Origin of the sequence: Streptomyces sp. NPDC127197 (assembly GCF_042672405.1) — a bacterium.
Taxonomy (GTDB): domain Bacteria; phylum Actinomycetota; class Actinomycetes; order Streptomycetales; family Streptomycetaceae; genus Streptomyces; species Streptomyces flavusporus.
In genome coordinates, this window is sequence record NZ_JBHXVG010000003.1 from 356,621 (window position 1) to 370,511 (window position 13,891).

The 13,891-nt window shown below is 70.1% G+C and carries 13 protein-coding genes; 12 read left to right on the forward strand and 1 reads right to left on the reverse strand.

From position 1 onward, the window contains the following. Window positions 1-79: 79 nt before the first annotated feature. The 12 genes from ACFVJQ_RS06775 (at window position 80) to ACFVJQ_RS06830 (ending at window position 12,528) form a co-directional block, all read left to right on the forward strand. The gene (locus ACFVJQ_RS06775) at window positions 80-619 is read left to right on the forward strand and encodes a hypothetical protein (protein WP_385781480.1); all 540 of its coding nucleotides are present in this window, start codon (window positions 80-82) and stop codon (window positions 617-619) included. Window positions 620-733: 114 nt separating this feature from the next. Beyond that, the gene (pdxS, locus tag ACFVJQ_RS06780) at window positions 734-1,657 is read left to right on the forward strand and encodes a pyridoxal 5'-phosphate synthase lyase subunit PdxS (RefSeq protein ID WP_385511417.1); all 924 of its coding nucleotides are present in this window, start codon (window positions 734-736) and stop codon (window positions 1,655-1,657) included. A 12-nt stretch (window positions 1,658-1,669) separates the two neighbouring features. Further along, a complete protein-coding gene (pdxT, locus tag ACFVJQ_RS06785) occupies window positions 1,670-2,278 on the forward strand; it encodes a pyridoxal 5'-phosphate synthase glutaminase subunit PdxT (RefSeq protein WP_385781482.1) in 609 nt (202 codons plus the stop codon). Window positions 2,279-2,326: 48 nt separating this feature from the next. Beyond that, the gene (locus ACFVJQ_RS06790; RefSeq protein ID WP_224737020.1) at window positions 2,327-3,079 is read left to right on the forward strand and encodes a YebC/PmpR family DNA-binding transcriptional regulator; all 753 of its coding nucleotides are present in this window, start codon (window positions 2,327-2,329) and stop codon (window positions 3,077-3,079) included. Window positions 3,080-3,285: 206 nt separating this feature from the next. Continuing rightward, the gene (gene ruvC / locus ACFVJQ_RS06795) at window positions 3,286-3,831 is read left to right on the forward strand and encodes a crossover junction endodeoxyribonuclease RuvC (RefSeq protein WP_385781485.1); all 546 of its coding nucleotides are present in this window, start codon (window positions 3,286-3,288) and stop codon (window positions 3,829-3,831) included. Next, window positions 3,828-4,433, forward strand: a complete 606-nt coding sequence (gene ruvA / locus ACFVJQ_RS06800; RefSeq protein ID WP_385781487.1) for a Holliday junction branch migration protein RuvA — start codon at window positions 3,828-3,830, stop codon at window positions 4,431-4,433. Before ruvC ends, ruvA begins: the two co-directional genes overlap by 4 nt. 85 nt (window positions 4,434-4,518) lie before the next feature. Beyond that, entirely contained in the window at window positions 4,519-5,613 is a 1,095-nt protein-coding gene (ruvB, locus tag ACFVJQ_RS06805; RefSeq protein WP_385511412.1) for a Holliday junction branch migration DNA helicase RuvB, read from the forward strand. A gap of 164 nt (window positions 5,614-5,777) precedes the next feature. Further along, on the forward strand, window positions 5,778-6,263 hold the full coding sequence (yajC, locus tag ACFVJQ_RS06810) for a preprotein translocase subunit YajC (protein ID WP_385511411.1): 486 nt from the start codon (window positions 5,778-5,780) through the stop codon (window positions 6,261-6,263). Window positions 6,264-6,395: 132 nt separating this feature from the next. After that, on the forward strand, window positions 6,396-8,126 hold the full coding sequence (gene secD, locus ACFVJQ_RS06815) for a protein translocase subunit SecD (protein WP_385511410.1): 1,731 nt from the start codon (window positions 6,396-6,398) through the stop codon (window positions 8,124-8,126). A 1-nt stretch (window position 8,127) separates the two neighbouring features. Beyond that, the gene (gene secF, locus ACFVJQ_RS06820) at window positions 8,128-9,231 is read left to right on the forward strand and encodes a protein translocase subunit SecF (protein ID WP_385511409.1); all 1,104 of its coding nucleotides are present in this window, start codon (window positions 8,128-8,130) and stop codon (window positions 9,229-9,231) included. Next, window positions 9,228-9,767: an adenine phosphoribosyltransferase gene (locus ACFVJQ_RS06825; protein ID WP_385511407.1), complete on the forward strand. Its 540-nt coding sequence runs from the start codon at window positions 9,228-9,230 to the stop codon at window positions 9,765-9,767. Before secF ends, ACFVJQ_RS06825 begins: the two co-directional genes overlap by 4 nt. Window positions 9,768-9,996: 229 nt before the next feature. Further along, window positions 9,997-12,528, forward strand: coding sequence for a RelA/SpoT family protein (locus ACFVJQ_RS06830; protein WP_385511406.1), 2,532 nt, complete (start codon window positions 9,997-9,999; stop codon window positions 12,526-12,528). Window positions 12,529-12,604: 76 nt separating this feature from the next. Here ACFVJQ_RS06830 and ACFVJQ_RS06835 read toward each other — a convergent pair whose 3' ends face one another. Next, window positions 12,605-13,834: a DUF349 domain-containing protein gene (locus ACFVJQ_RS06835; RefSeq protein WP_385511404.1), complete on the reverse strand. Its 1,230-nt coding sequence runs from the start codon at window positions 13,832-13,834 to the stop codon at window positions 12,605-12,607. Window positions 13,835-13,891 lie beyond the last annotated feature (57 nt).

Below are 13,891 nucleotides of genomic sequence, written 5' to 3' on the forward strand. Positions count from 1 at the left end.
AAAAACCGGCCTGGCCGGCGTTTGAGGCTTGCAAGTGCGCCGGCTCACCCGGCGGAGCGCCCCGGTAGCCTTGCCGCCCGTGACCGCAACCCTCATCTGGATCCTCGTCGCCCTCATCGCGATCGGCCTCTACCTGAGCTGGACGGCGGGCCGGCTCGACCGTCTGCACGCCCGTATCGACGCGGCCCGTGCCGCGCTCGACGCGCAGCTGCTGCGCCGCGCCTCGGTGGCACAGGAACTGGCCACGTCCGGCGTGCTGGACCCGGCGGCGTCGATCGTGCTCTACGAGGCGGCGCACGCCGCACGGCAGGCCGAGGAGGACCAGCGGGAGGTCGCCGAGAGCGAGCTGAGCCAGGCCCTGCGGGCCGTGTTTGCGGACCCGCAGCAGGTCGAGGCGGTCGGTGCGGCGCCCGGCGGCGAGGCAGCGGCCCGCGAGCTCACGGAAGCGGTCCGCCGGGTGCCGATGGCCCGCCGCTTCCACAACGACGCCGTACGCGCGGCCCGCGCCCTGCGCCGCCACCGCAAGGTCCGCCTGTTCCGCCTCGCGGGCCACGCCCCGTTCCCCATGGCCTTCGAGATGGACGACGAGCCGCCGACGGCCCTGGCGGACAGGTCCTAGCCCGCCGTACCGGAAAACGAGCCACCGCCTCCTCATTGGCCCTTGCTGTGGCCTGCATCCGTCACGTTTCCTCGGTCCAGCAAGAAACCCTCTTTCCATCGAGTGAGGTCACCCGTGTCCACCACGCTCCCCAACTCCGCCCAGCCCGACGAGAACACTGCGACCGGCACCGCCCGCGTGAAGCGCGGCATGGCCGAGCAGCTCAAGGGCGGCGTCATCATGGACGTCGTCACGCCGGAGCAGGCGAAGATCGCCGAGGACGCGGGCGCCGTCGCCGTCATGGCCCTGGAGCGCGTGCCCGCCGACATCCGCAAGGACGGCGGCGTGGCCCGTATGTCCGACCCGGACATGATCGAGGGCATCATCAACGCCGTCTCGATCCCCGTCATGGCCAAGTCCCGCATCGGTCACTTCGTCGAGGCCCAGGTCCTGCAGTCCCTCGGCGTGGACTACATCGACGAGTCCGAGGTCCTCACCCCGGCCGACGAGGTCAACCACTCCGACAAGTGGGCCTTCACCACCCCCTTCGTCTGCGGCGCCACCAACCTCGGTGAGGCCCTGCGCCGTATCGCCGAGGGCGCGGCCATGATCCGCTCCAAGGGCGAGGCCGGCACCGGCAACGTCGTCGAGGCCGTGCGCCACCTGCGGCAGATCAAGAACGAGATCGCCCGCCTGCGCGGCTACGACAACCACGAGCTGTACGCCGCCGCCAAGGAGCTGCGCGCCCCGTACGAGCTGGTCAAGGAGGTCGCCGAGCTCGGCAAGCTCCCGGTCGTGCTGTTCTCCGCCGGCGGTGTCGCCACCCCCGCCGACGCCGCCCTGATGCGCCAGCTCGGCGCCGAGGGCGTCTTCGTCGGCTCCGGCATCTTCAAGTCCGGCGACCCGGCCAAGCGCGCCGCCGCCATCGTGAAGGCCACCACCTTCTACGACGACCCGAAGATCATCGCCGATGCGTCCCGCAACCTCGGCGAGGCCATGGTCGGCATCAACTGCGACACCCTCCCCGAGACCGAGCGCTACGCCAACCGCGGCTGGTAAGGCACCACACCCATGAGCCACACCCCCGTCATCGGCGTCCTGGCCCTCCAGGGCGACGTACGGGAGCACCTCATCGCCCTGGCCGCGGCCGACGCCGTGGCCAGGCCGGTGCGGCGCCCCGAAGAGCTCGCCGGGGTCGACGGCCTCGTCATCCCCGGCGGCGAGTCCACCACCATCTCCAAGCTGGCCGTTCTGTTCGGTGTGATGGAGCCCCTCCGCGCGCGCGTGCGGGACGGCATGCCCGTCTACGGCACCTGCGCGGGCATGATCATGCTCGCCGACAAGATCCTCGATCCGCGCTCGGGGCAGGAGACCGTCGGCGGCATCGACATGATCGTGCGCCGCAACGCCTTTGGGCGGCAGAACGAGTCCTTCGAGGCAGCGGTCGACGTGAAGGGCATCGCGGGCGATCCTGTGGAGGGCGTCTTCATCCGCGCCCCCTGGGTCGAGTCCGTCGGCGCCGAGGCCGAGGTGCTCGCCGAGCACGACGGCCACATCGTCGCGGTCCGTCAGGGCAACGCGCTGGCCACGTCGTTCCACCCGGAACTGACCGGCGACCACCGTGTACACAGCCTCTTCGTGGACATGGTGCGCGCGAACCGGACAGCGGAGTCCTTGTAGGATCTCTGGCGTCGTTGCAGAGATGGGTTACGCGAAGGAGACAGGCAGATGTCCGGCCACTCTAAATGGGCCACGACGAAGCACAAGAAGGCCGTGATCGATGCCAAGCGCGGCAAGCTCTTCGCGAAGCTGATCAAGAACATCGAGGTCGCGGCCCGTATGGGCGGCGCCGACCCCGAGGGCAACCCGACGCTGTACGACGCCATCCAGAAGGCGAAGAAGTCGTCGGTTCCGAACAAGAACATCGACTCCGCGGTCAAGCGCGGCGCCGGCCTGGAGGCCGGTGGCGCCGACTACGAGACGATCATGTACGAGGGCTACGGCCCGAACGGCGTCGCGGTGCTCATCGAGTGCCTCACCGACAACCGTAACCGCGCCGCCTCCGAGGTCCGCGTCGCCATGACCCGCAACGGCGGCTCCATGGCCGACCCGGGCTCCGTGTCGTACCTGTTCAACCGCAAGGGCGTCGTCATCGTCCCCAAGGGTGAGCTGACCGAGGACGACGTCCTGGGTGCCGTCCTGGACGCGGGTGCCGAGGAGGTCAACGACCTCGGCGAGAACTTCGAGGTCATCAGCGAGGCCACCGACCTGGTCGCGGTCCGCACCGCTCTGCAGGACGCCGGGATCGACTACGACTCCGCCGAGGCCAACTTCGTCCCGACCATGCAGGTCGAGCTGGACGAGGAGGGCGCCAAGAAGATCTTCAAGCTGATCGACGCGCTCGAGGACAGCGACGACGTGCAGAACGTCTTCGCCAACTTCGACGTCAGCGACGACATCATGGAGAAGGTCGGCGCGTAACGCTGCCGCGTGAGCCGCGATTTCGGCGGGCCGGTGGGGATACGTCCCACCGGCCCGCCGCTGCTGTCAGTGGCAGCGGATAGCCTGGCACAGTCGAAAGATCACCGTCCACGGACCGCAACCAGCAGTTGAGGAACCCCGACGGTGCTCGGCCAGGTCCGCGAGAGCGGCGGCGGTTCAGCCGCAAAGAAAAGAAGGGAGGGGCCGTGCGGGTACTGGGGGTGGACCCGGGGCTGACCCGGTGCGGTGTCGGTGTCGTCGAGGGGGTTCCCGGGCGGCCGCTCACGATGCTCGGCGTCGGCGTCGTCCGTACGCCCGTCGACGCCGACCTCGGTCACCGCCTGGTCGCCATCGAGCAGGGCATCGAACAGTGGCTCGACGAGCACCGGCCCGAGTTCGTCGCCGTGGAGCGGGTGTTCAGCCAGCACAATGTGCGCACGGTGATGGGCACGGCCCAGGCCAGCGCCGTCGCCATGCTCTGCGCCGCCCGCCGCGGCATCCCCGTCGCCCTGCACACCCCCAGCGAGGTCAAGGCCGCCGTCACCGGCACCGGCCGTGCCGACAAGGCCCAGGTCGGCGCCATGGTCACCCGCCTGCTGCGGCTGGACGCACCGCCCAGGCCCGCCGACGCCGCCGACGCCCTTGCGCTCGCCATCTGCCACATCTGGCGCGCCCCCGCGCAGAACCGGCTCCAACAGGCCGTCGCCCTGCACACCGCACAAGCAACAGCACCGAAAGGCCGTACGGCATGATCGCCTTCGTCAGCGGCACGGTCGCCGCCCTCGCCCCCGACGCCGCGGTGGTCGAGGTCGGCGGCGTCGGCATGGCCGTCCAGTGCACGCCCAACACGCTCTCGACGCTCCGCATCGGCCAACCCGCCAAGCTCGCCACCTCCCTGGTCGTACGGGAGGACTCCCTGACGCTGTACGGCTTCGCGGACGACGACGAGCGTCAGGTCTTCGAGCTGCTGCAGACCGCGAGCGGCGTCGGCCCCCGGCTGGCGCAGTCGATGCTCGCCGTGCACACCCCGGACGCCCTGCGCCGCGCGGTCGCGACCGGCGACGAAAAGGCCCTCATCGCCGTCCCCGGCATCGGGAAGAAGGGCGCCCAGAAGCTGCTGCTGGAGCTCAAGGACCGTCTGGGCGAGCCGATCGGCGCCCCCGCGGTCGGCACCCCGGTCACCAGCGGCTGGCGCGACCAGCTGCACGCCGCCCTGATCGGCCTGGGCTACGCCACCCGCGAGGCCGACGAGGCGGTCGCCGCGGTCGCCCCGCAGGCCGAGGCCGCCGACGGCACCCCCCAGGTCGGCCGGCTGCTGAAGGCCGCCCTGCAGACGCTCAACAGAGCCCGCTGACGAGGGCGCCGCGCAGGGCACGGGACAGAAGCGTCCTGAAATCGCCCCCGAGAAGCCGGAAACCGCCCACCGCAGGAGAATTTCAGTGAACTGGGACGACATGACCGACACCCCCGCCGCCGAGCGGCCCGTCGGCCCCGCCGCGGAGCGGCTGGTGGGCTCTGTCGCCGACCGTGAGGACCAGGCCGTCGAGGCCGCACTGCGACCCAAGGACCTGGACGAGTTCATCGGCCAGGAGAAGGTCCGCGAGCAGCTCGACCTGGTCCTGCGCGCCGCACGCGCGCGTGGCGCCACCGCCGACCACGTGCTGCTCTCCGGCGCTCCCGGCCTCGGCAAGACCACCCTCTCGATGATCATCGCGGCCGAGATGGGTGCCCCGATCCGCATCACCTCCGGCCCCGCCATCCAGCACGCCGGTGACCTCGCGGCGATCCTCTCCTCCCTGCAGGAGGGCGAGGTCCTCTTCCTCGACGAGATCCACCGCATGTCGAGGCCCGCCGAGGAGATGCTCTACATGGCGATGGAGGACTTCCGTGTCGACGTCATCGTCGGCAAGGGCCCCGGCGCCACGGCCATCCCGCTTGAGCTGCCGCCGTTCACCCTGGTCGGTGCCACCACACGCGCAGGCCTGCTGCCGCCCCCGCTGCGCGACCGCTTCGGCTTCACCGCGCACATGGAGTTCTACGAGCCGGCCGAGCTGGAGCGCGTCATCCACCGCTCCGCGAGCCTGCTGGACGTCGAGATCGAGGCAGACGGTGCCGCCGAGATCGCCGGCCGCTCCCGCGGGACCCCGCGTATCGCCAACCGCCTGCTGCGCCGCGTACGGGACTATGCGCAGGTCAAGGCCGACGGGATCATCACGCGCGAGATCGCGGCCGCGGCGCTGAAGGTGTACGAGGTCGACGCCCGCGGACTCGACCGCCTCGACCGCGGCGTGCTCGAAGCCCTGCTCAAGCTGTTCGGCGGCGGCCCGGTCGGCCTGTCCACGCTCGCCGTCGCGGTGGGGGAGGAGCGCGAGACCGTCGAGGAGGTCGCCGAGCCCTTCCTCGTACGGGAGGGCCTGCTGGCCCGCACCCCGCGCGGCCGCGTCGCCACCCCCGCGGCATGGGCGCATCTCGGCCTCACCCCGCCCCGCACCGGAGCCGCGGGAAACGGACAACAGGACCTGTTCGGGGCGTGACGGCGAGGGCATTGGCCGGACCAGGAACCCGGGTGCCATGCTGAGCGTTGTTCCATGCGCGCGGACTCGCTTAGACTCCGCCGATGCCGCCTTCCCCGGCGGCAGACATACCCCCATCCATCAGGCCGCTCACCTGCGCGGTCGTGCGAAGGAAAATTCGTCCCGTGAATAGCCTCGTGACCCTCCTCCCGTTCATCGTGCTCATCGGGGCCATGATCCTGATGACCCGCTCGGCCAAGAAGAAGCAGCAGCAGGCCGTCGACATGCGGAATCAGATGCAGCCCGGTTCCGGCGTCCGCACCATCGGGGGCATGTACGCAACGGTCAAGGAGGTCAACGAGGACACGGTCCTCCTCGACGCCGGCCCGGGCGTCGAGCTCCTCTTTGCGAAGAACTCGATCGGTGCCGTGCTCTCCGACGACGAGTACAACCGCATCGTCCACGGTATCGAGCACGACCTGAAGTCCGACGCGGACTCCGTCCCGGACGACGCCTCCTCCCTCACCGAGACCGACGAGTCCGCCGCCGCCTCCGCCGACAAGTCCGTCGACCTCGGCAAGAAGGACGCGGACGAGGAGCCCTCCGACAGCACCGCGGCCGGGACGGACGACGAGCCGAAGAAGACCGACGGCGACTCCGACGCGAAGTAGTCATGTCCCGGAAGGCGCGGGCCGGGCTCGCGCGCCCCGGGACATGCGCATCTCGCACGGGATCCCGACACCATGTCATGGCCGCTCGCCCGCTGACCCGGCGTGCGGCGGCCCGAGAGGGAGTACGAGAAGGTGGCAGCACCTAAAAAGGGCCGGAGCGCGAGCGCCCCGAGCAAGCCGGGGCGCTCGCTGGCCCTGATCCTGATCGCCATCGTGGCGCTCACCGGGGGCATGTTCGCCTCCGGCCACACCACTCCGCGTCTCGGCATCGACCTGGCCGGTGGTACGAGCATCACACTCCGGGCTGTCCCCGAGGACGGCAACGAGTCCGCGATCAACAAGAAGAACATGGACACCGCGGTCGACATCATGAACCGCCGTGTCAATGGTCTCGGTGTCTCGGAGGCCGAGGTCCAGACCCAGGGCGATCGCAACATCATCGTCAACATCCCCAAGGGCACCAACTCGGAGGAAGCCCGGCAGCAGGTCGGCACCACCGCCAAGCTCTACTTCCGTCCCGTCCTCGCCACCGAGGCAACCGGCGGCCCCGCGACGTCGCCTTCGCCCAGCGCCTCCCCCAGCGGTTCGGCGAGCCCGTCGGCCTCCGGCTCCGAGAAGGCGAGCGCGACCCCCTCGGCGTCCGCCACCACGCAGGGCCGCGCCGCCACCGACGCACTGAAGGCCGACCCCACTCCCACTCCCTCGGGGTCCGCCTCGCCCAGCGCCTCCCCATCGGCGAGCGGCGGCACCACCGACGACAGCAAGCTCCAGGCCCAGTACGCGGCCCTCGACTGCAGCAAGGAAGCGACCCGCGCCACCGCCGGCGACGGCGCCAAGCCCGAGGAGTCGACCGTCGGCTGCGGTGAGATCCAGGGCGTCTGGTACAAGTACCTGCTCGGCCCGGCCGGCGTGGACGGCACCGAGGTCGACAAGGCCCAGGCCGTCTACGACACCCAGAGCGGCGCCGGCTGGAAGGTCCAGATGGACTTCACCGACGCGGGCGCCAAGAAGTTCGCCGAGGTCACCGGCAAGCTCGCGCAGAACCAGTCCCCGCAGAACCAGTTCGGCATCGTCCTGGACGGCGAGGTCGTCTCCAGCCCGTACGTCAGCCAGTCCATCACCGGCGGCAACGCCGAGATCTCCGGCAGCTTCACCCAGCAGGAGGCCGAGAGCCTCGGCAACATCCTGTCGTACGGCGCCCTGCCGCTGACCTTCAAGGAGGACAGCGTCACCACGGTGACCGCGGCGCTCGGCGGCGAGCAGCTCCAGGCCGGTCTCATCGCGGGTGCCATCGGTCTCGCTCTGGTTGTCCTCTACCTGCTGGTCTACTACCGCGGCCTGTCGTTCATCGCGATCCTCTCCCTGATGGTCTCCGCCGCCCTCACGTACGTGATCATGTCGCTGCTCGGCCCGACCATCGGCTTCGCGCTGAACCTGCCGGCCGTCTGCGGTGCGATCGTCGCGATCGGCATCACGGCGGACTCGTTCATCGTGTACTTCGAACGGGTCCGGGACGAGATCCGTGAGGGCCGTTCGCTGCGCCCCGCGGTCGAGCGGGCCTGGCCGCGCGCCCGGCGCACCATCCTGGTCTCCGACTTCGTGTCGTTCCTCGCCGCCGCGGTGCTCTTCATCGTCACCGTCGGCAAGGTCCAGGGCTTCGCGTTCACGCTCGGCCTGACCACCCTGCTGGACGTCGTGGTGGTCTTCCTCTTCACCAAGCCGCTGCTGACGCTCATGGCCCGCAGGAAGTTCTTCGCCAGCGGCCACCCGTGGTCCGGTCTCGACCCGAAGCGACTCGGTGCCCGGCCGCCGCTGCGCCGCACCCGCCGTCCCGCCGCCCCCGTCGAAACGAAGGAGGCGTGAGATGTCGAAGCTCGGCAACCTCGGCGCCCGACTGCACCGAGGCGAGGTCAGTTACGACTTCGTCGGCAACCGCAAGATCTGGTACGGCATCTCGATCCTGATCACCATCACGGCCATCGTCGGCCTGGCGGTGCGCGGCCTGAACATGGGCATCGAGTTCCAGGGCGGTGCCGTCTTCACCACGCCGAAGACGTCCGTCTCGGTCTCCCAGGCCGAGGAGTACGCGGAGGAGGCGTCCGGTCACGACGCCATCGTCCAGGGGCTCGGCAACGGCAGCCTGCGGATCCAGATCGCCGGTATCGACACCGACAGGTCCGACCAGATCAAGGAAACGCTCGCCGAGGACCTGAAGGTCGACTCGGAGCGGATCAACGCCGAACTGGTGGGCCCCAGTTGGGGTGACCAGATCGCCAACAAGGCCTGGCAGGGCCTCGGGATCTTCCTGATCCTCGTGGTGATCTATCTGGCGATCGCCTTCGAGTGGCGCATGGCGCTCGCCGCGTTCGTCGCCCTGATCCACGACATCACCATCACGGTCGGCATCTACGCCCTCGTCGGCTTCGAGGTCACACCGGGCACGGTGATCGGTCTGCTGACGATCCTCGGTTACTCGCTCTACGACACGGTCGTCGTCTTCGACAGCCTCAAGGAGCAGACGAAGGACATCACCAAGCAGACCCGCTGGACATACAGCGACGTCGCCAACCGCTCCATCAACAGCACCCTGGTCCGCTCGATCAACACCACCGTGGTGGCGCTGCTGCCGGTGGCGGGCCTGCTGTTCATCGGTGGCGGTGTCCTCGGCGCCGGCATGCTCAACGACATCTCGCTGTCGCTGTTCGTCGGTCTCGCGGCCGGTGCGTACTCCTCGATCTTCATCGCCACGCCGCTCGTCGCCGACCTCAAGGAGCGCGAGCCGCAGATGAAGGCCCTGAAGAAGCGTGTCCTCGCCAAGCGGGAGAAGGGTGAGCCGCTGGAGGCCGAGACCGCCGACGAGTCGTTCGCCGACGAGCCCGAGGACGCAGCCCCGGCCGTCGTCGGCCCGCGCAACCAGCCCGCGTCCCGCAACCGGGGCCGCGGCCGACCCTCGGGGAAGCGCCGATGACCGACATCAAGGAGCTGCTGCTCAGCCGCATCCGCGACGTGTCCGACTACCCGGAGCAGGGCGTGATGTTCAAGGACATCACCCCGCTCCTGGCGGACCCGGCGGCGTTCACCGCGCTCACCGACGCGCTGGCCGAGACCGCCGGGCGCACCGGCGCCACCAAGATCGTCGGCCTGGAGGCCCGTGGCTTCATCCTCGGCGCCCCGGTCGCCGTGCGGGCCGGCGTCGGCTTCATCCCTGTACGCAAGGCGGGCAAGCTCCCCGGAGCCACCCTCCGCCAGGCGTACGACCTGGAGTACGGCTCCGCGGAGATCGAGGTGCACGCCGAGGACCTGACCGGAGGCGACCGTGTCCTGGTCGTCGACGACGTCCTCGCCACCGGCGGCACGGCCGAGGCCTCCCTCGAGCTCATCCGCCGGGCCGGTGCCCAGATCGCAGGCGTCGCCGTCCTGATGGAACTGGCGTTCCTGAACGGCCGCGCCCGCCTGGAACCGGCCCTCGACGGGGCACCCCTGGAGGCGCTCCTCACCGTCTGAGCCGGCGTTCAGGACGTCGGCCCGGCACCTGCGCGCAAGGCAGGCGAAAGGCGCACGCCACCCGTGTGACACCGCTGAGGCGGGCCCGGAGGAATCCGGAGCCCGCCTCTGGTGTTACCGGGGTACATGGTCCTCAGATCGGTCTGAGGGCGATCCTGGAGCTCAGGATCGCTACCATGGGGTCTCCGGAGCCTGACCGGGGGACCCGGATCGCGCACGAGGAGCCCTCTTGCCAGACGAGGCCCAGCACCTGACCGCCGCCAAGCCCGAGCGCGCCTCGGAGCCCGCGGCCAAACCCGCGCCGCACGCGAAGAACGACACCCGCGGGTCGGTGGAGCACGCCCAGTCCGCGCCCGTCGCCAAGGCAGCAGAGTCCTCGCGCCCCAAGCCCGCCCCTGCCGAGCGCCCCGCGCCCACGCCCCCGATCCGCCCCGCCGCGACGCCGCAGACCCCGCGCTCCGGCTCCTCCAACCGCGTCCGCGCCCGCCTCGCCCGCCTCGGCGTCCAGCGCGCCAACCCGTACAACCCGGTGCTGGAGCCGCTGCTGCGGATAGTACGCAGCAACGACCCCAAGATCGAGACGTCGACGCTCCGGCAGATCGAGAAGGCCTACCAGGTCGCCGAACGCTGGCACCGCGGCCAGAAGCGCAAGAGCGGCGACCCGTACATCACGCACCCCCTCGCCGTCACCACCATCCTCGCCGAGCTGGGCATGGATCCGGCCACCCTGATGGCCGGCCTGCTGCACGACACGGTCGAGGACACCGAGTACGGCCTGGACGATCTGCGCCGTGACTTCGGCGACGTGGTCGCCCTGCTCGTCGACGGCGTCACCAAGCTGGACAAGGTCAAGTTCGGCGAGGCCGCGCAGGCCGAGACCGTGCGCAAGATGGTCGTCGCCATGGCCAAGGACCCGCGCGTCCTGGTCATCAAGCTCGCCGACCGCCTGCACAACATGCGCACCATGCGCTACCTCAAGCGCGAGAAGCAGGAGAAGAAGGCGCGCGAGACGCTCGAGATCTACGCGCCGCTCGCCCACCGCCTGGGCATGAACACCATCAAGTGGGAGCTGGAGGACCTCGCCTTCGCGATCCTCTACCCCAAGATGTACGACGAGATCGTGCGTCTGGTGGCCGAGCGGGCGCCCAAGCGCGACGAGTACCTCGCGATAGTGACCGACGAGGTCCAGCAGGACCTGCGCGCCGCCCGGATCAAGGCGACCGTCACCGGCCGCCCGAAGCACTACTACAGCGTCTACCAGAAGATGATCGTCCGCGGTCGCGACTTCGCGGAGATCTACGACCTGGTGGGCATCCGCGTCCTCGTGGACACCGTCCGCGACTGCTACGCGGCCCTCGGCACGGTGCACGCGCGATGGAACCCGGTCCCCGGCCGGTTCAAGGACTACATCGCGATGCCCAAGTTCAACATGTACCAGTCGCTGCACACGACGGTCATCGGCCCCAACGGCAAGCCGGTCGAACTCCAGATCCGCACGTTCGACATGCACCGCCGCGCCGAGTACGGCATCGCCGCGCACTGGAAGTACAAGCAGGAGGCGGTGGCCGGCGCGTCCAAGGTGCGCACCGACGTGCCCAAGGCGTCGGGCAAGGACAAGGACGCCATCAACGACATGGCGTGGCTGCGGCAGCTTCTCGACTGGCAGAAGGAGACCGAGGACCCCAGCGAGTTCCTCGAGTCGCTGCGCTTCGACCTCTCCCGCAACGAGGTCTTCGTCTTCACCCCGAAGGGCGACGTCATAGCGCTCCCGGCCGGCGCGACTCCGGTCGACTTCGCGTACGCGGTCCACACGGAGGTCGGCCACCGCACCATAGGGGCGCGGGTCAACGGGCGGCTCGTCCCGCTGGAGTCCACCCTGGACAACGGCGACCTGGTGGAGGTCTTCACCTCCAAAGCGGCCGGTGCGGGCCCCTCCCGGGACTGGCTCGGCTTCGTGAAGTCGCCGCGCGCCCGCAACAAGATCCGGGCGTGGTTCTCCAAGGAGCGCCGCGACGAGGCGATCGAGCAGGGCAAGGACGCCATCGTCCGCGCGATGCGCAAGCAGAACCTGCCGATCCAGCGGATCCTCACCGGTGACTCCCTCGTCACCCTCGCGCACGAGATGCGCTACCCCGACATCTCCGCGCTGTACGCGGCGATCGGCGAGGGCCATGTCTCCGCGCAGAACGTTGTCCAGAAGCTCGTCCAGGCGTTCGGTGGCGAGGAGGCCGCCACCGAGGAGATCGACGAGAGCGTGCCGCCCGCGCGCGGACGCAGCCGCAAACGCCGCACCAGCGCCGATCCGGGCGTCGTCGTCAAGGGCGTCGACGACGTGTGGGTCAAGCTGGCCCGCTGTTGTACGCCCGTCCCCGGCGACCCCATCATCGGCTTCGTCACCCGCGGTAGTGGTGTATCGGTTCACCGCAGCGACTGTGTGAACGTCGAGTCACTGTCCCGCGAACCCGAGCGCATCCTCGACGTCGAGTGGGCGCCCACCCAGTCGTCGGTCTTCCTGGTCGCCATCCAGGTCGAGGCCCTGGACCGCTCCCGGCTCCTGTCCGACGTCACCCGGGTCCTGTCCGACCAGCACGTCAACATCCTCTCCGCGGCCGTCCAGACATCCCGCGACCGCGTCGCCACCTCCCGCTTCACCTTCGAGATGGGCGACCCGAAACATCTCGGCCATGTCCTGAAGGCGGTCCGGGGAGTGGAGGGCGTGTACGACGTGTACCGGGTGACGTCGGCGCGCAGCAGGTCGTAGGGCCGCACGAGACAAACGACAGGGGCTCCCGTACGTCGGTGGTACGGGAGCCCCTGTCATACCTGCCGGGCGTCGGTCAGCCGCCGAACTCCTGGAGGCCCTTCAGCGCCTGGTCCAGCAGGGCCTGACGGCCCTCCAGCTCCCGCTCGAGCTTGTCGGCCCTGGCGTTGTTGCCCTGGGCGCGCGCCTGCTCGATCTGCGTCTTCAGCTTGTCCACCGCGGCCTGGAGCTGGCCCGTCAGACCCTCGGCACGCGCGCGTGCCTCCGGGTTGGTGCGGCGCCACTCGGCCTCCTCGGCCTCCTGGATGGCCCGCTCGACGGCGTGCATCCGGCCCTCGACCTTCGGCCGGGCATCCCGCGGCACATGGCCGATGGCCTCCCAGCGCTCGTTGATCGAGCGGAACGCGGCCCGCGCCGCCTTCAGATCCGTGACCGGGAGGATCTTCTCGGCCTCACCGGCCAGCTCCTCCTTGAGCTTGAGGTTCTCCGCCTGCTCCGCGTCACGCTCGGCGAAGACCGAGCTGCGGGCGGCGAAGAAGACGTCCTGGGCGCCGCGGAAGCGGTTCCACAGATCGTCCTCGTGCTCGCGCTGGGCGCGGCCCGCCGCCTTCCACTCGGACATCAGCTCGCGGTAGCGCGCGGCCGTCGGACCCCAGTCGGTCGACCCCGAAAGGGCCTCGGCCTCGGCGACCAGCCGCTCCTTGGTCCTGCGGGCCTCCTCGCGCTGCGCGTCCAGCTGCGCGAAGTGCGCCTTGCGGCGCTTGGAGAACGCCGACCGGGCGTGCGAGAAGCGGTGCCACAGCTCGTCGTCCGACTTACGGTCCAGCCGCGGCAGCCCCTTCCAGGTGTCCACCAGAGCCCGCAGCCGCTCGCCGGCCGCCCGCCACTGGTCCGACTGCGCCAGTTCCTCGGCCTCGGTGACCAGCGCCTCCTTGGCGTGCCGCGCCTCGTCCGCCTGCCGCGCCCGCTGCGCCTTGCGCTGCTCGCGCCGAGCCTCGACGGTCTGGACCAGCTTGTCCAGCCGGGCCCGCAGCGCATCCAGATCGCCGACGGCGTGGTGCGCGTCGACCTGCTCGCGCAGATGGTCGATCGCGGCCTTGGCGTCCTTCGCCGACAGGTCGGTCGTCTGCACTCGCTTCTCGAGGAGGCCGATCTCGACAACCAGGCCCTCGTACTTGCGCTCGAAGTAGGCCAGCGCTTCCTCAGGGGAGCCTGCCTGCCAGGAACCGACGACCTTCTCGCCGTCGGCCGTACGCACGTACACGGTCCCCGTCTCGTCGACGCGGCCCCACGGGTCGCTGCTCACAGCGCCTCCTCCACATGATGCCTGCGCAGGGCCTCGAGCCCCCGGGCATCGTCCACA

Coding starts and splice junctions, on each gene's coding strand:
- ACFVJQ_RS06790 (WP_224737020.1), top strand. CDS start 2,327: ATGTCCGGCCACTCTAAATGGGCCACGACGAAGCACAAGAAGGCCGTG.
- ACFVJQ_RS06825 (WP_385511407.1), top strand. CDS start 9,228: ATGACCGACATCAAGGAGCTGCTGCTCAGCCGCATCCGCGACGTGTCC.
- pdxT (WP_385781482.1), top strand. CDS start 1,670: ATGAGCCACACCCCCGTCATCGGCGTCCTGGCCCTCCAGGGCGACGTA.
- ruvA (WP_385781487.1), top strand. CDS start 3,828: ATGATCGCCTTCGTCAGCGGCACGGTCGCCGCCCTCGCCCCCGACGCC.
- secF (WP_385511409.1), top strand. CDS start 8,128: ATGTCGAAGCTCGGCAACCTCGGCGCCCGACTGCACCGAGGCGAGGTC.